Source organism: Rhodophyticola sp. CCM32, assembly GCF_004751985.1.
GTDB lineage: Bacteria > Pseudomonadota > Alphaproteobacteria > Rhodobacterales > Rhodobacteraceae > Rhodophyticola.
In genome coordinates this window covers 3,707,289-3,730,000 of record NZ_CP038492.1, presented here as the reverse complement: position 1 = coordinate 3,730,000, position 22,712 = coordinate 3,707,289, and the positions used below count along the sequence as shown (strand labels likewise).

At 60.7% G+C, this 22,712-nt stretch carries 22 protein-coding genes, 1 tRNA gene and 1 pseudogene (1 of these 24 only partly in view); 10 read left to right on the top strand and 14 right to left on the bottom strand.

Annotated features, from left to right (window positions below):
• Positions 1-1,459, bottom strand: partial view of an FMN-binding glutamate synthase family protein gene (locus E2K80_RS18285; protein WP_135376299.1) — the 5' portion only. 29 nt of this gene lie to the left of the window's left edge; 1,459 of the gene's 1,488 nt are visible here — the first part of the coding sequence; its start codon is at positions 1,457-1,459; the stop codon falls past the left edge of the window.
• 256 nt (positions 1,460-1,715) lie between these two features.
• On the opposite strand from E2K80_RS18285, the gene E2K80_RS18280 reads away from it, so the two are divergent.
• Both E2K80_RS18280 and E2K80_RS19855 read left to right on the top strand, forming a co-directional pair.
• Entirely contained in the window at positions 1,716-2,204 is a 489-nt protein-coding gene (locus E2K80_RS18280) for a fasciclin domain-containing protein (RefSeq protein WP_135376298.1), read from the top strand.
• A 286-nt stretch (positions 2,205-2,490) separates the two neighbouring features.
• The gene (locus tag E2K80_RS19855; protein ID WP_135376297.1) at positions 2,491-3,258 is read left to right on the top strand and encodes a calcium-binding protein; all 768 of its coding nucleotides are present in this window, start codon (positions 2,491-2,493) and stop codon (positions 3,256-3,258) included.
• Between the two features lie 126 nt (positions 3,259-3,384).
• Here E2K80_RS19855 and clpB read toward each other — a convergent pair whose 3' ends face one another.
• A complete protein-coding gene (gene clpB / locus E2K80_RS18270) occupies positions 3,385-6,000 on the bottom strand; it encodes an ATP-dependent chaperone ClpB (protein WP_135376296.1) in 2,616 nt (871 codons plus the stop codon).
• Positions 6,001-6,164: 164 nt separating this feature from the next.
• On the opposite strand from clpB, the gene E2K80_RS18265 reads away from it, so the two are divergent.
• On the top strand, positions 6,165-7,160 hold the full coding sequence (locus tag E2K80_RS18265; protein ID WP_135376295.1) for an endonuclease/exonuclease/phosphatase family protein: 996 nt from the start codon (positions 6,165-6,167) through the stop codon (positions 7,158-7,160).
• Positions 7,161-7,176: 16 nt separating this feature from the next.
• On the opposite strand, the gene E2K80_RS18260 is transcribed toward E2K80_RS18265, so the two are convergent.
• The 3 genes from E2K80_RS18260 to E2K80_RS18250 are packed head-to-tail and all read right to left on the bottom strand — an operon-like array spanning position 7,177 to position 8,579.
• Positions 7,177-7,695 (bottom strand): hypothetical protein, encoded by a 519-nt coding sequence (locus tag E2K80_RS18260; protein WP_135376294.1) that lies wholly within the window; start codon positions 7,693-7,695, stop codon positions 7,177-7,179.
• 36 nt (positions 7,696-7,731) lie between these two features.
• Positions 7,732-8,151 carry a DUF6855 family protein gene (locus tag E2K80_RS18255; RefSeq protein WP_135376293.1) on the bottom strand — a complete coding sequence of 140 codons (420 nt, stop codon included), beginning with the start codon at positions 8,149-8,151 and terminating at the stop codon, positions 7,732-7,734.
• Positions 8,148-8,579, bottom strand: coding sequence for an SRPBCC domain-containing protein (locus E2K80_RS18250; RefSeq protein WP_135376292.1), 432 nt, complete (start codon positions 8,577-8,579; stop codon positions 8,148-8,150). The genes E2K80_RS18255 and E2K80_RS18250 overlap by 4 nt, the downstream gene beginning before the upstream one ends.
• A gap of 75 nt (positions 8,580-8,654) precedes the next feature.
• On the opposite strand from E2K80_RS18250, the gene E2K80_RS18245 reads away from it, so the two are divergent.
• From E2K80_RS18245 to E2K80_RS18230, 4 genes and pseudogenes are all read left to right on the top strand, one after another.
• Positions 8,655-9,266 (top strand): helix-turn-helix transcriptional regulator, encoded by a 612-nt coding sequence (locus E2K80_RS18245; protein WP_135376291.1) that lies wholly within the window; start codon positions 8,655-8,657, stop codon positions 9,264-9,266.
• A gap of 59 nt (positions 9,267-9,325) precedes the next feature.
• Entirely contained in the window at positions 9,326-9,511 is a 186-nt protein-coding gene (locus E2K80_RS18240; RefSeq protein WP_135376290.1) for a hypothetical protein, read from the top strand.
• Between the two features lie 199 nt (positions 9,512-9,710).
• Positions 9,711-10,442 (top strand): orotidine-5'-phosphate decarboxylase, encoded by a 732-nt coding sequence (gene pyrF, locus E2K80_RS18235; RefSeq protein ID WP_135376289.1) that lies wholly within the window; start codon positions 9,711-9,713, stop codon positions 10,440-10,442.
• 157 nt (positions 10,443-10,599) lie between these two features.
• Positions 10,600-11,439, top strand: a pseudogene (locus E2K80_RS18230) (IS5 family transposase).
• 220 nt (positions 11,440-11,659) lie between these two features.
• On the opposite strand, the gene E2K80_RS18225 reads toward E2K80_RS18230, so the two are convergent.
• Positions 11,660-11,947 (bottom strand): NfeD family protein, encoded by a 288-nt coding sequence (locus tag E2K80_RS18225; RefSeq protein WP_338014561.1) that lies wholly within the window; start codon positions 11,945-11,947, stop codon positions 11,660-11,662.
• The gene (locus tag E2K80_RS18220; RefSeq protein WP_135376288.1) at positions 11,944-12,837 is read right to left on the bottom strand and encodes an SPFH domain-containing protein; all 894 of its coding nucleotides are present in this window, start codon (positions 12,835-12,837) and stop codon (positions 11,944-11,946) included. Before E2K80_RS18220 ends, E2K80_RS18225 begins: the two co-directional genes overlap by 4 nt.
• Before the next feature lie 182 nt (positions 12,838-13,019).
• On the opposite strand from E2K80_RS18220, the gene E2K80_RS18215 reads away from it, so the two are divergent.
• On the top strand, positions 13,020-14,273 hold the full coding sequence (locus E2K80_RS18215) for a DNA polymerase IV (protein WP_135376287.1): 1,254 nt from the start codon (positions 13,020-13,022) through the stop codon (positions 14,271-14,273).
• 99 nt (positions 14,274-14,372) lie between these two features.
• Here E2K80_RS18215 and E2K80_RS18210 read toward each other — a convergent pair whose 3' ends face one another.
• A complete protein-coding gene (locus E2K80_RS18210; protein WP_135376286.1) occupies positions 14,373-15,233 on the bottom strand; it encodes an N-formylglutamate amidohydrolase in 861 nt (286 codons plus the stop codon).
• Positions 15,234-15,394: 161 nt separating this feature from the next.
• Here E2K80_RS18210 and E2K80_RS18205 point away from each other — a divergent pair.
• A tRNA-Val gene (locus E2K80_RS18205) sits at positions 15,395-15,469 on the top strand.
• A gap of 67 nt (positions 15,470-15,536) precedes the next feature.
• Complete coding sequence (ykgO, locus tag E2K80_RS18200) at positions 15,537-15,662, top strand: type B 50S ribosomal protein L36 (RefSeq protein ID WP_010141322.1); 126 nt, start codon at positions 15,537-15,539, stop codon at positions 15,660-15,662.
• A 189-nt stretch (positions 15,663-15,851) separates the two neighbouring features.
• Here ykgO and E2K80_RS18195 read toward each other — a convergent pair whose 3' ends face one another.
• The 6 genes from E2K80_RS18195 to E2K80_RS18170 form a co-directional block, all read right to left on the bottom strand.
• Complete coding sequence (locus E2K80_RS18195; RefSeq protein WP_168193238.1) at positions 15,852-16,823, bottom strand: Hint domain-containing protein; 972 nt, start codon at positions 16,821-16,823, stop codon at positions 15,852-15,854.
• Entirely contained in the window at positions 16,807-17,424 is a 618-nt protein-coding gene (locus tag E2K80_RS18190) for a toxin-activating lysine-acyltransferase (RefSeq protein WP_135376284.1), read from the bottom strand. The genes E2K80_RS18195 and E2K80_RS18190 overlap by 17 nt, the downstream gene beginning before the upstream one ends.
• A gap of 207 nt (positions 17,425-17,631) precedes the next feature.
• Positions 17,632-19,077, bottom strand: a complete 1,446-nt coding sequence (locus tag E2K80_RS18185) for a cobyric acid synthase (RefSeq protein ID WP_135376283.1) — start codon at positions 19,075-19,077, stop codon at positions 17,632-17,634.
• A 170-nt stretch (positions 19,078-19,247) separates the two neighbouring features.
• Positions 19,248-20,459 carry a phenylacetate--CoA ligase family protein gene (locus tag E2K80_RS18180; protein WP_135376282.1) on the bottom strand — a complete coding sequence of 404 codons (1,212 nt, stop codon included), beginning with the start codon at positions 20,457-20,459 and terminating at the stop codon, positions 19,248-19,250.
• Entirely contained in the window at positions 20,459-21,313 is an 855-nt protein-coding gene (locus E2K80_RS18175) for an ABC transporter ATP-binding protein (RefSeq protein WP_135376281.1), read from the bottom strand. Before E2K80_RS18175 ends, E2K80_RS18180 begins: the two co-directional genes overlap by 1 nt.
• A gap of 109 nt (positions 21,314-21,422) precedes the next feature.
• On the bottom strand, positions 21,423-22,706 hold the full coding sequence (locus tag E2K80_RS18170; RefSeq protein WP_135376280.1) for an ABC transporter substrate-binding protein: 1,284 nt from the start codon (positions 22,704-22,706) through the stop codon (positions 21,423-21,425).
• Positions 22,707-22,712: the final 6 nt, after the last annotated feature.

Below are 22,712 nucleotides of genomic sequence, written 5' to 3'. Positions count from 1 at the left end.
AGGGGAACAATTCGTTCATCGGGATTGACGAGCCGTCTGGCTGAACCAGACGCACATGGCGACGGCGCAGCAATCTGGGTTCAGACACGCCAACGGAATGGGCAATCGTCTCGACCTCCTTGACGACCGACTTGCCATACATCGCAACGCGCTTGTCCTTATCCTCCACCACCAGCCCGGCCTGAAAGCGCGGATCATGGGTGGTGATACCCGTCGGGCAGGTGTTCTTGTTACATTTCAGCGCCTGAATGCAGCCAAGCGAGAACATGAACCCCCGCGCGGATGTTACAAAATCGGCCCCTGCCGCCAGGGCCCAGGCCACATCACCGGGATTGACCAGCTTGCCCGAGGCCACAATCCGAATCCGGTCCTTCAGCCCCGCCTTGTTGCGCAGGTCCGTCAGCAGCGGCAACGCCTCGCGGACCGACATGCCCACCAGATCCATCAGCGGCATGGGCGATGCCCCGGTCCCCCCCTCGCCCCCGTCCAGTGTGATGAAATCCGGTGCATGCTCTGCACCGCGCGCGTTGATGCATTTGAAAAGGTCATTGAACGCGTCCAGCCCGCCCATCACCGTCTTGATCCCTACCGGTTTGCCGGTGACCTCGCGGATATGGCCCAGCATATCCAGCAACTCGTCAAAATTGCTGATCTCTTTGTGCCGGTTGGGCGACAGGCTGTCCTGCCCGGGATGAATCCCGCGGATCCCGGCAATCTCGGGCGTGATCTTCTCGGCGGGCAGAATGCCGCCCTTGCCGGGCTTTGCCCCCTGGGCCAGCTTCAACTCGAACATCTTCACTTCAGGGATCCCGGCGATCTCGCGCAGCTTGTCGTCATCAAGATTGCCATCCGCGTCGCGCACGCCGTATTTCGCCGTGCCGATCTGATAGACAATGTCGGCCCCCCCTTCCAGATGATAGGGGGACAATCCGCCCTCGCCCGTGTTCATCCACATGCCCGCCTTATAGGCCCCCCGGCTCAACGCGCGGACGGCCGGTTTGGAAATCGCACCATAACTCATGCCCGAAATGTTGAAGAAGGACCGCGCGATGAATGGCATGCGCGCATGGGGCCCGATCTGCATCGGTTCGGATTTGGAAAACTGGTCATCCAGCGGCGGGAACGGGTTGGGCGTGAACAAAGCTGTGCCGACCACATTGATGTTCCGGGTGGACCCGAAGGCCAGCGTGTTGCCGGCGCCTGCGGCGGCATGTTTCACCCAGTCACGCTGCGCCCGGTTGAACGGCAATTCCTCGCGATCCATTGCAAAGAAATACTGCCGAAAGAACTCCCCCAATGTGCTGAACAGGCTTCGAAACCGCCCGATCACCGGATAATTGCGCCGGATCGCATCGCTTTTCTGAAGCCGGTCCAGAATGCCGATCACGATGATCGCAAGGGTGCCAAGCCCGATCACCAGCCAGAAGGCCAGGGCAAGTGCCTGCAGGTACCAGGTCATATTTATCTCCAAACCGCTTCACACCATCTTTCCAATCACGCGGCGCATGGCAAGCCAAGCCCATGTGATTGCGATCACCATGGATAACACCCGGTCACAAATATTTTACTGGATTTCACGAATTCGCCGAACTTAGGCGACAGCCCGGTCTCGTCAAGCCCGTCGGCGGGCTGCCGCTGATCTTGCCCGGGCCACTCTCACCGCCATCTGACGCCCTGCGGGACATGGCCCGCGACCAATCATGGGAGATTTCCAGATGTTACGACGCACATTGCTTGCCCTTGCCACCTCCGGCCTGCTTGCCGGCCCGGCCTTCGCCGATGGCCATTCGATGGATATCGTCGATACCGCCGTCAACGCGGGCAGCTTCAACACCCTTGTTGCAGCGGTTCAGGCCGCTGGCCTGGAAGATACATTGCGTGGCGACGGCCCGTTCACCGTTTTCGCACCCACCGATGAGGCCTTCGCGGCCCTGCCGGAAGGGACGGTTGAAAACCTGCTGCTGGAGGAAAACCGCGACCAGCTTGTCGCGATCCTGACCTATCATGTGGCGCCTGACAGCTATCCGGCGGCGGCAATCCTCGGCCAGGACGGACGCATCCCGACCGTACAGGGCGACGACCTTGCCGCCGATGGCACCGGGGACGGTGTCACGCTGAACGGGTCCGTCAACGTGACCAGTGCCGATATCATGGCCTCCAACGGTGTTATCCACGTCATCGACGCTGTGTTGCTGCCACATTGATGCAGACACCCAAGATGTAAGACACATCAGATCACCATTCGCGCTCATGCAATATCAGAGATCGCGAATGGTGATTCACACCGAAGACCGCACCCGGTTCCATTCCCTGATCCTGAATTATCAAAACGGATCAACGTATTAAAAAATTCACAACAAAGAAATTGCAAACGCGCCCCATTCATCTTAACCTTTATTAACAACAATAATCGGATATTTGAGGCTCATTCGGCAGTGTGCGCGCGATAAAAATCGCATTTGTTTATTTAAAATCAACGAGGAATTCTCCATGTCAAATATTAATGATACCAGCGTTCGGAATACGTCCGTTTTGTCCACAGACTCGCCCGGCGCTGAATTTTCCACCAATCTGTTCAGCGCGTCGAATGCCAGCCTTTTGCAAATAACTGGAACCATTGACAATGACACCCTCAATGGCGCGTCTGGTGACGACACTATTCTCGGCGGCGATGGCAATGACGTGCTGAATGGCAAGGCCGGCGATGATCGTCTCTATGGCGGTAATGACAATGATAAACTGAACGGCGGCGATGGTGTGGACCGTCTCTATGGCGGTAACGGCAATGACACGCTGAATGGCGGAGATGGCGATGACCTTCTCTTTGGCGGAGATGGCAATGACAAACTGAACGGCGGCGCAGGCGATGACCGTCTCTATGGGGAAGACGACAATGACAAGCTGTACGGTAAGGCTGGCGATGATCGTCTCTATGGTGGCTATGGCAATGACACGCTGGACGGCGCGCTTGGCGAGGACACGCTGTATGGCGGCGATGGCAATGACAAACTGGAAGGCGGGCAAGGCGCCGACTCCTTCCTGTTTTATTATAACTTCGGCAATGACACGGTCACTGATTTCGTACTGTACGAAGATGACGTGTTGCTTAACGGGTTCTCGCTATCCGATGCCGCGACCAACGGATTGATTGATTTCGGAAGCTCAGGTGAAGTTGGCAGCAGCTATCTGCTGGTCACAACAACGGGTGACAGCATTCTGTTCCAGAACAATGATGCCTCGATAGAAGACCTGTTCTGACATCTGACACAGGCTTGACCATAAAAGGCCCCGGCGCACACCGGGGCCTTTTTGGATTCGGATATGATATCGCGCACTGGCATGTCGCGGCGCCCGGCTTGAAGCCCTGCCGCCCATACACACGGGTCAGTGTACCACCGCATCCTCGGGTTTGCTGCGGGTGGATGCGCTGACACGATCGCCCACAATCAACCCGTCGGCCCCGGCGCTGACATGCACATTGTCCCCGTCTTTCACGTCACCGGCCAGTATCATTTCGGCCAGCTGATCCTGAAGACTGCGCTGGATCACCCGTTTCAGGGGGCGGGCCCCGAAGACCGGGTCATAGCCTTCATCAGCCAGCCAGGTCATCGCGCCCGCATCCAGATCCAGGGTGATCTTGCGCTCTGCCAGCCGCGCCTCAAGCCGCGCCAGTTGAATGGCAACGATCCCGTCCATATCCGCCCGGCTGAGCCGGTCGAAGATGATTGTCTCATCCAGACGGTTCAGAAACTCGGGCCGGAAATGGGCGCGCACCGCATCCATCACATCGCGCCTGGCGTCCGAGGCATCGGCGCCATCAGGCAATTGGCTCAACGCCTGCGCACCCAGGTTCGAGGTCAGCACGATCAGCGTCTGCTTGAAATCGACCGTGCGGCCCTGCCCATCGGTCAGTTGCCCGTCATCCAGCACCTGCAACAGCACGTTGAACACATCCGGGTGGGCCTTCTCGACCTCGTCGAACAGCACCACCTGATAGGGTCTGCGCCGCACCGCCTCGGTCAGCTTGCCACCCTCATCATAGCCCACATATCCCGGCGGCGCCCCGATCAGCCGGGCGACGGAATGTTTCTCCATGAACTCGCTCATGTCGATCCGCACCATCGCCTGATCATCGTCAAACAGGAACTCCGCCAGCGCCTTGGTCAACTCGGTCTTGCCGACGCCGGTCGGCCCCAGCATCAGGAACGAGCCCAAAGGCCGGTTTTCGTCGTTCAGACCCGCCCGCGCCCGGCGCACGGCGTTCGAGACCGCCTGCACCGCTATGCGCTGGCCGATCACCCGCTTGCCGATCTCGTCTTCCATGCGCAGCAGTTTCTCACGCTCGCCTTCCAGCATCCGCGACATCGGGATACCGGTCCAGCGTTCGACAACCGAGGCGATCTGTTCCGGGCGCACCGCCTCTTCCACCAGCATCTCGTCTTCCTGCGCCTCGGCGGCCTCCAGCTCTTTCTCAAGCTCCGGGATCACGCCGTAAGACAGCTCTCCGGCCTTGCCCAGATCACCGGCACGCTTGGCCTGATCCAGTTCCGCCCGCGCATGATCCAGCTTCTCTTTCAGCCCGCGCGCGCTTTCCAGCTTGTCGCGTTCCGATTGCCATTGCGCGGTCATCTCGGCGGATTGCTGCTGCAAATCGCCCAGTTCCTTCTCCAGCTTCTCCAGCCGGTCTTTCGAGGCCGCGTCATCCTCTTTCTTCAACGCTTCCGCCTCGATCTGCTTTTGCAGGATATCGCGGTCCAGCGCGTCCAGTTCTTCGGGTTTGCTGTCCACCTCCATCCGCAGGCGCGAGGCTGCCTCATCCACAAGGTCAATCGCCTTGTCCGGCAGGAAACGATCAGTGATGTAGCGCTGGCTCAACTGTGCTGCGGCCACCAATGCGCCATCGGAAATGCGTACCCCGTGGTGAAGCTCATATTTCTCCTTGATGCCCCGCAGGATCGAGATCGTGTCCTCAACCGTCGGTTCCTCAACCATCAGGGGCTGGAACCGCCGCGCCAGGGCTGCGTCTTTCTCAACATATTTGCGGTATTCATCCAGGGTGGTGGCGCCGACGCAATGCAATTCCCCCCGCGCAAGCGCCGGTTTGATCAGATTGGCCGCATCCATCGCACCATCGGTTTTGCCCGCACCCACCAGCGTGTGCATCTCGTCAATGAACAGGATGATCTCACCGGCGGCGGCGCTGATCTCGTTCAGGACCGCTTTCAGCCGTTCCTCAAACTCGCCGCGGTATTTCGCGCCTGCAATCAGGGCCCCCATATCCAGCGCCATCAGAATCTTGTTGCGCAGGCTTTCGGGCACATCCCCGTCGATGATCCGCAGCGCAAGGCCTTCCGCAATCGCGGTCTTCCCCACACCCGGTTCACCGATCAGCACCGGGTTGTTCTTGGTCCGGCGGCTAAGCACCTGCATCGCACGCCTGATCTCCTCATCCCGGCCGATGATCGGGTCAATCTTGCCCTCGCGCGCGGCCTCGGTCAGGTCGCGGGCATATTTGCCCAGCGCTTCATAATTATCCTCGGCACTGGCGCTGTCGGCCGTGCGCCCCTTGCGGATGTCATTGATCGCCGCATTCAGGCTTTGCGCATTCACAGCACCGGCTTCAAGCGCGGTTTTCGCCGCTGATTTCACCATCGCCAGCGCGGTCAGCAAACGTTCAACAGGGACAAAACTGTCACCTGCCTTGCCCGCCAGTTTCTCGGCTTCGCTCAACACTTTCGTGGTCTGGCCATCCAGATAAAGCTGCCCGGCATCGCCCGTCACCTTGGGCAGTTTGCCCATCGCCACATCCAGCGCATCAACAACCCGGGCCGGGTCGCCACCTGCGCGCGTGATCAGATTGTAGGCAAGACCCTGCTCATCATCCATCAATGCTTTCAGCAGATGTTCCGGGGCCAGTTTCTGGTGGTCTTCGCGCTGCGCAATGGTCTGCGCAGCCTGCACAAACCCGCGTGCGCGATCGGTGAACTTTTCAAAGTTCATCACGTCTCTCCTTCTCAAAGCGCCTGTCCCTGCCCCCGCCCTGATGCGGCACGGGAAGCGTTGCAGGCCTTGAGCCATAGATGGGAAGCCCAATCTTTTCGCGCAAGTGTTACACTGGGGTGGAATCCTGTTAATCGCCAATTTGCATCATAGGAGTTCCACCCATGTTTCGCATTGCCACATATAATCTCGAAAACCTTGATGAAGATACCAGCCCCGACAGCGCCCCCAGTTTCGCAGAACGCGCTGCAATCATTCGCCCCGCGCTGGAACGGCTGCGGGCAGATATCATTTGTTTTCAGGAAATAAACGGTCAGGAAAGGGATGGAGAGAAGCGGGATATTCTGGCCCTGAAAGACCTGCTTGGCGGCACCCGGTATGCCAATCATCACTTGCTCCACACCAAGACCGAAAGCGGAAATGAGGCGTATAATGAGCGCAATCTGGTCACCGCAATTCCGGCGGATTGGCAGGTTTTGTCGCAGGAGCAGATCAATCAGGATCGTATGGATGCGCCGGTTTTCAAACGCACCGTCGCCGGGGATCAGGAGGCCAAACCGGTGCGGTGGGAACGCCCGCTGCTTTACCTCAAGGTACAGGCGCCGGGGGGCGCGGTGCTGCATATCGTGAATGTGCATTTCAAATCCAAGCTTGCCTCCGCCTTCAGCCCGCTGATGGAAGACAGCTACACCTGGAAAAACGCCTCTGGCTGGGCCGAGGGGTTTTTCCTGTCCTCGGTCAAACGGGTGGGCGCGGCGCTGGAGGCGCGGCTGGTCATTGATGATATCTTCACCGAAGACCCGGGTGCGGCGATCCTGATCCTTGGGGATTTCAACGCCAAATCCGATGAGGTGCCGGTGGTCGCCCTGCGCGGCCGGGTCGAGGAAACCGGCAATGGCGCATTGGCCGAAAGGGTCATGGTCCCCTTGGAGGACAATGTGCCGGAAAGCGCCCGCTTCACGCTTTACCATCACGGTCAGGGGGAAATGATTGACCATATTCTGGTCTCGCGCCGAATGTTGTCCGCCTTCAGCCATACGGAGATTCACAATGAGATTCTGCCGGATGAATCGCTGGCTTTCAGGGGCGACAGGAAATTCCCCGAACCGGATCACGCACCCGTTGTCGCCGCCTTTCATGATGATCTTCTGACACCGTAACAGCGGGCAATGGCCCCTATGAGCGGTCGGCATCCTCCATCCCGAACACCCGTGCCAGGGCCCGCGCGCGCGCCTGCATTGCCTTGGACCGGTCTGTAAGGGCCCGGGCAATCCGCTCCCGCGCATCGGCCCGTTCCGCATCACCCTCGGCCAGACGGCAATAGGCGTCAAAGGCCCAGACCCGGACCAGCAGTTTGCGCGCAGCCGCAAACCGCAGCAATACCTGCCGATGGGGCCGGGCCGCATGGGGCGCATGCTGCACCGTCTGCAGAAGATGCAGAACCGCATCCGGTTCCGTCAGCTCCGGCAGGCTGGCAAAGACCGCCGCCATCCGGGCATCACTCAACCGGCCTGCCTCGGCCAGGGCCTTGACCAGCCAGGTGGCGCCGATCTGATCCGGCCCGTCCAGCCGGGCCAGCAGTTCCTCTTCGGCCTCCGGCTGCAAATCCGCCGCCAAAACCTTCTGCAAAACCGCCACACGCACCCCGTCAAACCGGGTTAAAGCGTCCTGAATATCGGCAGCGCTGCGGGTCATAGGCTTATGCTGCGTCAGCGGTGACCTTTTGCCAAGTCAATCCGGCATCCGCGCCCGGATGCGATTGCCGCGCGGCTTGTGTTCCAGTTCCGCCAGCCCCAGCAATTCAAGCACCGGCCCCACATAATTGGCAAATCGTCCGCGATAGCCTTTGCGCAGCCCGTAATACCCGCCCACCGGGTTGCCGATATCCCGTGCCCAGGCCTCCAGCGTGCCGTCTTTCACCGGTTTGCCCTCATCCGCATTGCCCAGATCGACCCAGTCGTCCCGCTCCCGCAGCATCGCGCTGGCATCTTCCAACGCCCGCAACTGATAGCTCAGCCGCGTCTTGCCCACCTGCACCACCAAAGCAGGCGGGTCTGCGGCCTCATCCCGCCAGACCTCGTATTGCGAACTGCCCGGCGGGGTTGTCAGCCGCCAGGGGTCTTCTGCCGTGCCCTCACCATAGATGATCATCTGCCGGCCTCCTGACCTGCGCAGGCCGCTTCCAGCCCGTTTGCAAATATTTCAAACGCCGCATTCTGGTCGGGGATCTGTTTGAAGATCATCCCGGCCAGCGGCCCGGTATAGTCTTCGCGCATATGAAACTCCGTGCCCGCCGCAACCGGTGTCAGGCGAAACCGCCTTGTGCCCCGGAACAGGCCCAGGGGCATCCCGCTGGACCACACCATTTCATGCGGGGCGTCCAGTCGGTTCACACCGATGCGAAACCCCTGATCCGGGTTCACCTCGGACCAGAGGGTGATCTTCTGTCCTGCCACGATCTCTCCCTCGATCTTCAGGATGCTGAATGTGCCATCGGCCAATCGTGTGGCATCTGTGATCACCGACCATACCCGCTCTGGCGGGGCCGCAATGATCCGCTTTATCTCATAATACCGCATGTGTTCTCCGTTCTGTTCGCATATCGGGTCTAGCCCCCCTTACATGACATCTTATGTCATGTTTAAATCGGCCCCATGCGCGCCTCCCGTCTGCTTCGTCTTCTGCTGATCCTCCAGAACCGGGGGCGTCAAACCTCTGTCCAGCTCGCCGAAGAGCTGGAGGTGGCGCCCCGCACCATCCTGCGCGATGTGGATGCGATGACCGAGGCCGGCCTGCCGGTCATCGTATATCAGGGCAATCAGGGCGGGATCGAACTGGGGTTCAACTATCGCACCCGCCTGACCGGCCTTGATGCGGATGAGGCCGAGGCGCTGGCCCTGCACCTGTCCGCCCCGCACCCGGCCCTGGGTCAACTTGATATGGCATCCGCCTTCGAAAGCGCCCGGGCGAAACTGATCGAAAGCTTCCCCGACACCACGCGCCGGCGCTGCGCGGATGCCACCGCCCGGTTCTCGATCCAGACCGGTCCACTGACACAAGACCCGTATGTCACCGCCATGGCAGAAGCCGTGCGGGACCGCCGGGTCGTCCGTCTTCGGGCCCGGTCAACCGACCCGCAGGAAATTCATCCCGCCCATCTGGGCTTCGATGGCGATCTCTGGGCCGTGACCGACATCCGCAACCCAGACAGCGCGATCCCGCAGGATGAATGGGGCGATCTCAATATTTCTGCCCGCCGGTTCTGAAATTTTTTGAACCTGACGGACGGCGCAGTCGTCTTACGGACAGAATTTAAGGAAAGCCTATGCCCCGCATCACCCTTCACACCGTTGTCTATGACGCCCGCCGCCAGGGGTTTCTGGCTCTGGCCAAGCTTGAAGATACCCCGCTGCCGCGTCATCTGGCCTGTTTCTGGCCCGGCCCCCGGAAAGCCGGATTTGCCCAGATCAGCCAGGGTCTGACCCAGGCCGCGCTGCGCCAGACTGATTAAGTTCCCTCGGGTCTGCGGCCAAACTCAGGTCGCTGCCCACTTGCAGATTTCGGGGTCCTCTCTGGCCCAATTGTCTGCCCCTGACCCGGATCGCGGCCATCTCCCCCGCATCCGGGTCTTTTTTTGCCCATGGCAGATAGACAGGCATGGCACTGTGCCCTAATCACGGGGCAGAAAATCACAAAGCAAAGGGGGGCCCATGACCGATGATCGTCTGATTGTTGCGCTGGACATGCCCGATGCGGTGTCGGGCCTGAAACTGGCCGAAAGCATCGGCGATGCGGCCGGGTTCTACAAGATCGGGCTGGGCATGCTGACCGGGGGCGGGCTGGCGCTCGCCAATGAGCTGAAACAGGATCACGGCAAGCGCATTTTCCTTGATATGAAACTGTTCGACATCTCTGCCACGATCGAGGCGGCGGTGCGCGGTCTGGCCCGGTTCGATCTGGATTTCCTGACCGTCCATGGCGACCCCCATGTGGTGCGCGCCGCCAAAGAGGGGGCGGCAGGCAGCAACCTGAACATTCTTGCCGTCACGATCCTGACCTCCCTTGACCGCCCCGATCTGGATGCCTGCCAGATCCGCGATGGCACGATCCCCGATCTGGTGGTGGACAGGGCCGCCCGCGCATTCGAGGCCGGGGCCGATGGCATCATCGCCTCCCCGCAGGAGGCATCCATGATCCGCGCCCTGCCCGAGGCGACAGACCGCCTTATCGTCACCCCCGGGGTTCGCCCCGCAGGTGCCGCACTTGGAGATCAGAAACGGGTGGCCACCCCGGCCGAGGCCATCGCGGAAGGGGCGGATCATATCGTGGTGGGCCGCCCGGTCTGGCAGGCCGAAGACCCGCGCGCCGCAGCACAGGCGATTGCGGCTGAAATGCAGTCTCCGCAGGCGCGTGTGCCGAACCGCTACAGCATGCTGCCTTAAACCTGAGACATCGCGCATCACAAATGTCCCGAGAACGCGAAGCGTGGCAGGGTATTTGTGATTCAAATTTAAGGCAGCGTGCTTTAGGCGGCGTCTGCATTTAGGGGATTCCCATTCAGTCCTGTTTCTGATTCAAGATCAAAAACGGGAGGCGATCTTGAGCAGACGGGTTTTGACAGACAGGCAATGGGCGATCATCGAACCTTTGGTTCCGGGCAAGCAAGGGGACCGGGGGCGCACGGGTGCTGACAACCGGTTATTCCTTGATGCGATCCTGTGGCTAGCGCGAGGGGCGTCCCCGTGGCGGGACTTGCCGCCCGAGTTGGGCAACTGGCGCACAGTGCATTCCCGGTTCAGGCGGTGGACGATTGCGGGGGTTTGGGAGAATCTTTTCAAAGCGTTAAGCCAAGACCCGGACTTCGAATACGTGCTTGTCGACGCCACCATCTGCAAGACGCATGCGGACGCCACCTCTCAAAACCCCTCTCGGCAGATTGCTTGCGCAATCGCCTGCCGGTCAATGGGGGCTTGAAGCTGCCGGTATTGGCCGCTCCAAAGGCGGTCTGACCACCAAGATACACGCTGCTGTGGATGCGCTCGGCCTGCCGATCCGCTTCACAATCACCCCCGGCCAATGGGGAGATAGTCCGCAGGCGCGCGGGCTGATCGAGGGTATGACACAAGCGCAGCACATCATCATGGATGCCGCTTATGATGCCGATCACCTCCGTCAGTTCATTGCCAATGATCTGGGAGCGACTGCACATATCAAACGAAACCCGACCCGGCGCGAAGACCGGTTCATCGATTGGGAACTCTACAAGGAACGCCACCTCGTCGACTTGCGTCGGGGCAACAGTCCACTGGACTGTTGCCCGATCCTCCTCACTTCAACAAACTCAAACGCTTCCGACGTATCGCTCTGCGCTGCGAGAAGACCGTCAGTTCATTCAAGGGATTCATAGACCTCGCATGCGCAATGGCATGGATCAGCTAAATGCAGACGCCGCCTAGGGTATCGTCCTGAAATTCTGCAACATATATGCCTTGCACAGAGGGCAGCGTCTGAGCCGAGAGGTGGGCGAGAAGCGCCCGCCCAGGGGGGCGGTACGGGCGCTGCCGCCGGGCGGAAGGGTGATGTGGGGTGGTTCAGAATTTTTTCAGGCCGACGCTCTATAAAACGGTTTGAACCCCACAGAGATCCCCGGCCTCAGCCCTCAATTGTCATTGATATCATGGTCAAAGCTTTTCACCGGCCCGCGCCGCAGCCCGATGTAATGGCGCAACAACAGCCATGCCACCAGCGACATCACCGCAAAGACCAGCATCATCACCGGCATCGATCCCGCAAGCCAAAGCGCCAATGGCCCGCCGATCAGCAGGATCAACCCGACCACGCCCGCGCCAATGGCAAACCCAAGCAGGATGAAGGAGGGCAGCAACACCTCCCCCACCGCCAGAACCAGCGCGCCTGCCATCCAGACCCACCATTCACCAAGCATCATGTGTGCCCTTTCAGCATCTGAAACGCCTTGCCAAAGGCATCGACCGCATCCGCCGGCACAATGATCGTCTGCGAGCCGTCGCCTTTGGCAACGGCTGAAATCGCCTCGACCTGTTTCAGCGCCACCTGATACTGTGCCGCCGCCAGCCCGTGATCGGCAATCGCCGCCGCGACCACCTGGGTCGCATAGGCCTCGGCATCGGCCAGAACCCGGCGCGCCTTGGCATCCTGCTCGGCGGCATAAAGTTCCGCATCCGCCTGCAATTCCACATCGCGCTTCTGACCCTCGGCGCGGGTGACCTGCGCCCGGCGTTCACGTTCCGCGTTCAACTGCTGCAACATCGCCTCACGGGTGGCCTGATCCAGCGCCACATCAAGAATTTCGGCCCGGGTGACCTCGATCCCCCAGTCATTCACCGCGCTTTCCACCATGCGCTGAATTTCCGAGATCAGCTGATTTCGGTTCGACTGAACCTCATCCAGTTCCATCTTGCCCATCTCGGCCCGCACGATACCCGCCACAGTGGTGGAAATCGCCGCATCCACATCGCGTATCCGGTACACGGTCTTTTCGGGCTCCAGCACCCGGTAGAAGACGCTGGTTTCCACCTGCAACAGCACATTGTCGCTGGTGATTGCATCCTGGCTGGCATTGGGCAACTGTCGTTCCAGAATGCTGACCTTGTGGGCCACACGGTCCAGAAACGGGATGATGAAATTGATCCCCGGCCCCAGCACCGATTTAAGCCGCCCGAACCGTTCCACCACATGTTGCTCAGACTGCGGTACAATCCGAACACCCAGAAAGATGCAAAGAATGATGAACGCTGCCAGCAGCAGGATCACGATATTGCCGCCAAGAAGCTCTGAAATAAGCTGATTAAAATCCATTATGTTATCCTCGGGTTTCATATCCGCTATATAGACGCGTGACAGGTGTTTTGCCTATAGTGTGTTCTGCTTTTATCCGGCGATCTCGCAACACGCGTTGTACAGGCGCGACGGCAGAGACCGCTCCAAAGGATCGACGCGCCCGACAAACCGCTTCCGCCAAGGCCGACAGAGACCCCGCCATGCCCGCCCTTTGCCGCGATTGCCTGACCACGTTCGAGACCGGCACCCGCTGTCCGGCCTGCGCGCGGCCACGTATCATCTCCCACCCTGAGCTGTACGACCTCTCCATCGCCCATATGGATTGCGACGCCTTCTATGCCTCGGTCGAAAAACGCGACAATCCCGATCTGCGCGACAAGCCGATCATCATCGGCGGCGGCAAACGCGGTGTCGTCTCCACCGCCTGCTACATTGCCCGAATCAAAGGCGTGACATCCGCGATGCCCATGTTCAAGGCCCTGAAACTCTGCCCCGAGGCGGTGGTGGTGCGCGGCCGGATGGAGGTTTACGCCCAGATATCCCGCCAGATCCGCGCGATGATGGAAGACCTGACCCCCGCCATCGAGCCCCTGTCCCTGGATGAGGCCTTCATGGATCTCACCGGCACCGCCCGCCTGCACGGGAAACCGCCCGCCGCCATGCTGGCCGGGCTGGTGAACCGCATGCAGGCCGAACTTGGCATCACCGGCTCCATCGGTCTCAGCCACAACAAATTCCTGGCGAAAATCGCCTCGGATCTGGATAAACCCCAGGGGTTTTCAGTGATCGGTCAGGCCGAAACCACGGATTTCCTGACCGACAAACCGGTCAGGATGATCTGGGGCATCGGCCAGGCGGGGCAGGCCTCCCTGCACAAGGCGGGTATCCGCACCTTCGCCGATCTCCGCCGATGGGACCGTAAAGCGCTGGCTGACCGGTTCGGCACGATGGGTGAAAGGCTCTATTCCCTCAGCCGCGGGGAAGACAGCCGCCGGGTCAAACGCGACCGGGTGGTGAAAAGCATCTCGAACGAGACCACCTTTTTCGATGATATCTCAGACCCCGATATCCTCGACGGTCATATCTGGCGCATGACCGAAAAGGTCGCCGCCCGCGCCAAGGCCAAGGACATCGCGGGCCGGGTTGTCACGCTCAAACTGAAACGCGCCGATTTCACCCAGATCACCCGCCGCATCAGCCTGGGCGACGCCACCCATATGGCCGATCGCATCTATCGCACGGCGCGCGCGCTGTTCGACGCGGTGGATCACACCAAACCCTATCGCCTGCTCGGCGTGGGCTTGTCTGATCTGGTCGCCGCCGATCAGGCGGACCGCTCCGGCAATCTGTTCGACCCGGCACAGGCCAAACGCTATGAGGCCGAACGCGCCACCGACGCCATCCGCAACCGGTTCGGCAAAGACGCCATCGTCAAGGGCCGCGCCCTGCGCTAACCCCCCCCCGCCACGGAATCACCGCCCGCGTCTTCTTGTCCCAAATACGCCCGCCGGAGGCGTCCTGCCGCCGCCACCCGTACCGGGGCTTCAACGGGTCTACTCCGCCGCCAGGGGCATCTGACCCATCTGCGACCCGGTCACCCGGCGCAGAACCTCGGTGATCAAGGCCTTCATATTCTGAAAATTCCCGTTTGGGCGGATCAGCGTCTCATCCATGTAAAGCGCCCGGTCGATCTCGATCTGGATCGCATGGCGCCCCCGGGACGGCCGTCCGTAATGCTGGGTCACAAATGCTCCCGCAAAGGGCGCATTCCGGCTGACCACCAGACCCGCGCTTGCGAATGCCGCCTCAAGCTCCCCAACAATCGCGCCATCACAGGACGCCCCGAACCGGTCCCCCAACACCACTTCGGGCCGGGGCTGCCCCGGGCGCGCCGTGCTGTTCAGCGCCTCATGCGGCATCGAGTGGAAATCCAGCAGGATCGCCTGGCCGAACCGGATCTGGGCCTCGCAGATCAGATCCTCCAGACGTCCATGATAGGGGTGCCAGACCCGGGCGATCCGCGCCTCCGCCTCCTCCAGGCTCAGCTTGCCGCGATAGATCACCCGGCCATTGGCCACCACCCGGGGGATCACACCCAGACCGGAACTGATCCGCGGGTTTTGCGATGGCCGTCTCAACCCGGCCACAACACCCGGATCCAGCTCATCGGCGTTGCGGTTCAGATCGACATAGGCGCGGGGGAATTCCGCCACCAGCAGGGGCGCCCCGAAAGACGGGGCCTCGGCCACCAGCATATCCATAAACGCATCTTCCGAAGACCGGATCGTGCGTTCATCCAGCACCGTCTGCCGGGTAAAGCCGCGCGGGTAATACCGGCCCGAATGCGGAGAAGCCACAACCACGGGCGTGGTCACGGTCTCCGGCAGATCAAGGCGATAGGGGTGACGCGACATAGAGGGCCCTTCCTTGGTCTGATATACTCGGATTCGCGCCATTGCCAAAAGACTTTGAAAAGCCTTGAACCACCCCCCGACTCCTTTTATAGAGCGGCTTCACTGTGCGGCGGGTGCCGGATCGGTCCGTCTTGCGGTTTGGTCCTGTCTCGGTGTCACACGGGCGATTAGCTCAGCGGTAGAGCACTTCGTTGACATCGAAGGGGTCACTGGTTCGATCCCAGTATCGCCCACCATCCATGCCCTGTTTTCAAGGGCTTAACCCTAAGGCGCATCGCCGCGCCGCGACGAAGGAGACGACCCATGAAGGTCAGAAACTCGCTCCGCTCGCTCAAGCAGCGCCACCGCGATTGCCGCGTCGTGCGCCGCAAGGGCCGCGTTTATGTGATCAACAAAACGCAGCGCCGGTTCAAAGCCCGCCAGGGCTGAGCCAGAGCGCCAGAACTGAAAAGGCCGCCCCCGGGGCGGCTTTTTTGTTGGGGAGTGCCGGGACGGCATGAGGAGGCGCAAGTGGAAACTGCCACGTGATCCTGCCCGTTACGCAGGTTATGTCAGCTTGCATATCATATGCGTTATCGCAGAAATCGTTTATAGCGCTCTGCGTTTGAGGTAACCCGTTTATTCACTCGCGGCTATATCCATGTGATACTGGCCTTCAAAAGCCTTGATGAACGGCCCATGCTCCGGGCGCCAATGCCTTGCAAACTGTTTTTGTGCCCTCATGTCCGGGATTGGACGCGCCGGCAGCGACAGACCTGTCTGATCCGCGGCAGAGGGGAAAAGTGACGTGATTTCGGCAACGGATCGCCAGGCCAGGCTTTGCCGGGTCTGTTTGCCAAACAGCAGGCTTTCCAATGCAACCCCTTCGGCAAAAACCACCTGATGCCGGTCGAAAAGAATATGGCAAAACTCGATATCCGCCTCTGGCAGAACGACATCCACACCCTTGAACCCCAGCAATCTCACCGCTGACAAAAGCACCTCATCCACTCCGAACAGATGCTGCACACAGGCACCCCGCACCAGTATCCGATGCTGCCTGGACACCAGCAAATCTCTTAACGGAAGACCATCTCCGAAGGCGCCTTTTGCAATCCGTATGGGGCGCAAACGTTCATCGCAGACCATCTCGGAATGGCTGACCTTTCGGCGCCCGACCCAGCGAACGTCCTGCAACCCGCAATCATCGGTATGCACCGTATCACCTGCACCGATCGTTTCCACGGCCTGCAGGCCGTTGGCCGTTTTGATGCGCGTGCCAACCATGAAACACGGCACCCCTGTAATCGTGATCGTCACGGTTTCTGTGTCATTGCCCCGGCTGTCAGAAAGACGCACCCTGAACGTATCCGTGAGGGTCTCGCCCGCATCCAGCGCATCAACCACCGCGTTGGTGTCATCCAGATCATAGGTCCAGACCCCTGTGGTCGGGTCAATGCTGGCCGTACCATAGGTTGCGCCGCTCTGGATCGTCCATGTGTCAGCAGCCGTATTGCCGCTGACATCATCCAGATCGCCCGTCACCAGAAGACCGCTGTCTTCTTCGACACTTCCAGACGTATCGCCACCGATATCAGGGGGTGTGCCCATCGCCGCCTCCATTCAGAAAACGTTTGAATTGCCCGACCCCATAAGATTTCACCCGCACCTCGGCTTCACCTGCGGGTCGGCTCCATTCCACAATCCGGTAACGTGTGCCCGGCTTGTTATGCCAAAGTGTTCTGACATGCAGGAGATCGGGATTTTCGGTCAGATGAGGAACGATCTGATCAATATGGCCAAACGGGGCAATGAAATCGATCAGCCAGGGCGAGGTACCGCTGTTCCAGTCTTCGGGCCGCAGCGGTTTGTGATCCACCGCAAAACCATATTCCTGTTCTGGCCCCAAGCCGGCCCAGGTTATCACCGCACGCGGATACCCGTTTGACCGGAACACCTTGTATTGCCCCAATCTGAGCGGCGGTTCGAAACTGGTAAACAAATCCGAAAGCTGTCTTAGGCGATGATAATCAGTCAACGAGGCAAGAAAGACCAGCGCCCCGAAATCGGCCAGGACATCCTGGGGCAGATCGAACCAATCTTTCGGGAACGGAATCTGTGATGTGCCCTGATCAGGCCCCGAGCTTCTCAACTCGGCAAAATGCCTCATGGTCGCACGAAAGAAATGATCCGAGGCGGTCGCTGTGCTCATGTCAACATCCTGTCAGTCGGGACGCAGCCACGTAAAACGCGGGCAGGATGTCCCGGATTTTCACCTCAAAACAGCGCTTCTTTGAGCACATTGCGTTAACCTTTATCACGGACTGAAACATTTCGCCAGTTTTCTTGTGGTATGGGCCTCAAATGCCAGGTCGGAACCCCATGATTTGAGGCCGATACAGGCACAAACCGCCTCCCCTTACCGCGCCAGCCCAAGCAGCCCGCCGATATCCAGATGCGCCTCCATATGATCGGCCAGCGCGTCCAGGGTCTGTTCCACGCCCTCTCCATAGGGGTCATCCCGGGCGGCAACACCAAACCGGTCCAGCCAGGCGGCTCGAAACCCGTCATCGCGGAACATGCCGTGCAGATAACTGCCCTGCACACGCCCATCGGCGCTTATCGCGCCCTCGGCCACGCCTGCCACATATGCAAAGGGCCGCGCCCTGTCGGGCCCGTCGCTTTGGCCGATATGTATTTCATACCCCTGAAACGCGGCACCGCTGTCCATATGTCGGGCCTCCACCTCACTCAGCCGCTTCTCGGCCGTCATCACGGTTGCAATATCCAGCAGGCCCAGACCGGCGGTCTCTCCCGCCGGGCCCTCGATCCCGTCCGGGTCCGCCACCACCCGACCCAGCATCTGATAGCCGCCGCAGATCCCCAGAACATGACCCCCACGCCGGTGATGGGCGATCAGGTCCATATCCCAGCCCTGCGCCCTGAGGAACGCCAGATCGCCCCGCGTCGATTTCGTGCCCGGCACGATCACCAGATCCGCATCACCGGGCAGTGCACGCCCCGGCCCCAGCATGGTCAACCGCACGCCGGGTTCCTGCATCAAAGGGTCCAGATCATCGAAATTCGCGATCCGCGACAGGGCCAGGCAGACAATGTGCACCCCGCCCTCGCGCGCCGGTGCCTGCAATGACAACGCATCCTCCGCCGGCAGTTTCCAGGCATCTTGGAACCAGGGCAGCACCCCGAAACCGGGCCATCCGGTCCGTGTCTCGATAAAGCGATAGCCGTCATCGAACAGGCTGACATCGCCCCGGAACTTGTTGATCAGGAAGCCCGCCACCCGCGCGGCATCATCCGGGTCAATCACCGCCTGTGTCCCCACAAGTTGCGCAATCACACCGCCCCGGTTGATATCCCCCGCAAGGATCACCGGCACATCCGCCGCCCGCGCAAACCCCATATTGGCAATATCCCCGGCCCGCAGGTTCACCTCTGCCGGGCTGCCCGCGCCTTCGACGATCAGCAGATCATGGGTGGATTTCAGGCGCCCGAAACTCTCCAGAACGGCGGCCATCAATGCCGGTTTCATCTCTGTGAACCCGCGTGCCGAGGCCGAGGCGAAACGCACGCCCTGAACCACCACCTGCGCGCCGGTATCGGTCTCGGGTTTCAGCAGAACCGGGTTCATGTCGGTTATCGGTGCCAGACCGCAGGCCAGGGCCTGCAGGGCCTGCGCCCGCCCGATCTCACCGCCATCGGCGGTGACGGCGGCATTGTTTGACATGTTCTGCGGCTTGAACGGCGCGACCGACAGGCCCCGGCGCCGGGCCGCCCGGCACAGGCCCGCCACCAGCATCGACTTGCCCACGTCAGAGCCCGTGCCCTGGATCATCACCGCCCGCATCGCCGCCTACCCGGTTCAGAACTGCCCATCTGTTGCCGGCATGTCTTGCAGGACAAAGCATCGCTCCGCCCGGTTCCACCGGCGACCGGGCCACCCTAAAGCGGTTTGCCTGTGATCTGAATGGAAAACTCTGACAGGGCCGTCAGGGCCGTCTCAAAACCCGGCCCATTTTACTCATAGCTGCGCTGGTCGTCGATCACCTTGCCATCATTGGGCAGACTGCCGGGGGGCACCAGTTCGATCCGGCCCTTCAGTTTCAGACTGTCGGTCACACTGCGGGCATAGGTCTCTGCCGCGCCGCCCTCGGCCTCGATCTGCACAAGCATCATATCCATTTCGCCTTCGCGGCTGGCGGTCACCCGGGCGCGGGCAATCTCGGGGTGTTTGGCGACGAAATCGGCAACCTGTTCCGGGCGCACGAACATGCCCTTGATCTTGGTGGTCTGATCGGCACGCCCCATCCAGCCCCTGATCCGCATATTGGTGCGGCCACAGGGGCTTTGACCGGGCAATATCGCGCTCAGATCCCCGGTTGCGAAACGGATCAGCGGGTAATCCGGGTTCAGCGTGGTCACCACAACCTCACCCACTTCGCCCGGCGCCACCGGATCACCGGTGCCCGGGCGCACGATCTCGACGATCACGCCCTCATCAATGATCATCCCCTCCATCGCGGGGGATTCGTAAGCGATATTGCCCAGATCCGCCGTGGCATAGCTTTGCAGGCAGGAAATCCCGCGATCCGTATAGTCCTGGCGCAGACTGGGGAACAGGGCGCCCCCGCCCACAGCGGCCCTGGTGATGGCAAGCGCCACGCCCATCTCATCAGCCTTATCAAGGATCACTTTCAGATAATCCGGTGTCCCCGCATAGGCGGTGGACCCGACATCTTTGGCGGCGCGCACCTGCAACTCGGTCTGGCCGACACCGGCGGGCAGCACCGTGGCCCCCACCGCCCGGGCGCCGCTTTCAAAAATCATCCCCGCGGGCGTCAGGTGATAGCCGAAACAGTTCTGCACCACATCGCCCGCGCCAATCCCCGCCGCATGCAGAAACCGGCCCATCCGCCACCAGTCATGGCTGAGGCCGCCGGGTTCATAGATCGGTCCGGGGCTTTGGAACACATGGGCGGTATTGGTCACCGGAATGCCGCCAAAGGGCGGGGCCGCCTGCTGCCAGGCGCCAAGCTGCGATTTTCGCAAAACCGGCAATCTGGCCAGATCGTCCAGGCTTGCCACCGCGCCGATCCCGGGCAGGCAGGTATCGGGCGCGGCCAGAACCCGGGCAATCTGCGCCTGCAATGCGGCCAGATGATCGGCTGCGCGCTGATCCGCGCTGCGTGTTTCCAGAGTGTCGAAAAACTGTGTCACCGCATCCCTCATCAGTTCAGCCAGCGTTTGCGGCGGCGATAGGACCGGACATCGCGAAAGCTTTTGCGCCCGTCATCGCCCACACCCAGATAGAATTCCTTCACATCCGGGTTCTCGCGCAGGTCATCGGCGGGGCCATCCATCACCACCCGGCCGGATTCCAGAATGTACCCGTAATGGGCAAAACGCAGCGCCACATTGGTGTTCTGTTCGGCCAGAAGGAAGCTCACACCCTCCTTCTCGTTCAGATCCTTCACAATCCCGAAAATCTCTTCGACAAGCTGTGGGGCCAGCCCCATGCTCGGCTCGTCCAGAAGGATCGTCTCGGGCCTGGACATCAGCGCCCGGCCGATCGCCGTCATCTGCTGTTCGCCGCCCGAGGTATACCCCGCCTGACTTTTGCGCCGCTCTTTCAGGCGCGGGAAATAGCTATAGACCAGATCCAGATCCGCATCTATCGCACCACGCCCGTCCTTGCGTGTGTAAGACCCGGTCAGCAGGTTCTCTTCCACCGTCAGATGTTCAAAACAATGGCGGCCTTCCATCACCTGGATCACACCGCGTTCCACCAGCGCCGATGGCCCAAGCCCCTGAACCGGTTCACCGCGATACTGGACCGAACCCTTGGTGACCTCGCCGCGTTCCGAATGCAGCAGGTTGGAAATCGCCTTCAGGGTTGTGGTCTTGCCCGCCCCGTTGCCGCCCAGCAACGCGGTGATGCCGCCCTTGCGCACCTTCAGGCTGACCCCTTTCAGCACCAGGATCACATGATTGTAGATGACCTCGATATTATTGACCTCAAGAAGCGTTTCCGCCGCATCCGGGTCAGGGGTTTGTCCTTCCCCATGGGTCTTTGCATCCAGCATCCTGTGGCGCTCCCAGTTCGGCAGACATCGTTCAGATGCCCTGCCTTCTTCCTGTTCCAAATACGCATCTTCCCCGGCGGCCCGGATAAGCCGCCGGGGAATGTGTTGGTCAGCTGTCGTTGCAGCGCAGCTCGATATTGTTTTCGGCGGCATAGGCGGCGCTGTCTTCCTCGATCAAAGGCTGGGTGACACTGTCATCCGGCGCGATGAAATCGGTCAGGGTGACCCATGTGCCGGCTTCCGCATCCCATTGCTGCATCCGGGCCATGCCGGTGCCGCCATGATCTTCGCAGGATACGGCAAACTCCGGCCCGATACCGGGCATGCCCAGTTCTTCCATCCGTGCATTGGTTATGTTCAGCGCTTCCATCCCGTCGCGCATCATTGACGCGTCGATCTCGGCCACGCCGTGCATGTCCTGCGCGGCATGCGCTGCCTCGGCTACCAGCATCGCCGCATACATGCCCCGTGTGTACAGCACCGAACCCAGGTTGGACCCGTCACCGGCGGCCATGCCTGCATCATGCACATATTGCTGGATGTCATCGAACACCGGCAGATCGCCCAGAACATTCATGTTCAGCGCGCGATACCCGTTGGCGGCCATGCCTGCGGGCTCCACATCATGTTCAGCCCCGGCCCACCAGTTGCCAATGAAGTTTTCCATCGGGAAGCGGATATTGGCGGCCTCCTGAATCGCAACCTGGTTCATCACGCCCCAGCCCCACATGATCACATAATCCGGGCGCTCGCGGCGGATGGTCAGCCACTGGTTGCCCTGCTCCTGGCCCGGGTGGTCCACGGCCAGCTGCGTCAGCGTGAAACCATGCATCTCGGCCAGGGTTTCCAGCGTGCGGATCGGCTCCCGGCCATAGGCCGAGTTGTGATAGAGCAGCGTAATGGTCTTGCCTTCCAGCGAGCCATCATTTTCTGTGATCAACTGGTTGATGATCACGCTGGCCGCATCCCAGTAATTCGCCGGGTAGTTGAACACATGGCTGAACACCCGGCCATTGGCGGCAGAGGTCCGGCCATACCCCATGGTGTGCAGCGGGATGCCATCTGCGGTGGTGCGCGGGATCAGCTGATAGGTGATCCCGGTCGACAGCGGCTGATAGACCAGGGCGCCCTCACCCTTGGTGGATTCGTAGCATTCCACGCCCCGTTCGGTGTTATAGGCGGTTTCGCATTCGACAATGCGGGTCATCACGCCGCCGATGCCCCCGTCGCGCTGGTTCAGAAGCGTCATGTAATCCTGATAGCCGTCGGAAAACGGGATGCCGCCCGCGGCATAGGCCCCTGTCCGATAGGACAGATCGGGGAACACAAGATCCGCCAGCGCGGGGCTGGCCGCCATCATGCCGGCTGCGGCAAGGGTCAATAGTTTCTTCATCGGGGT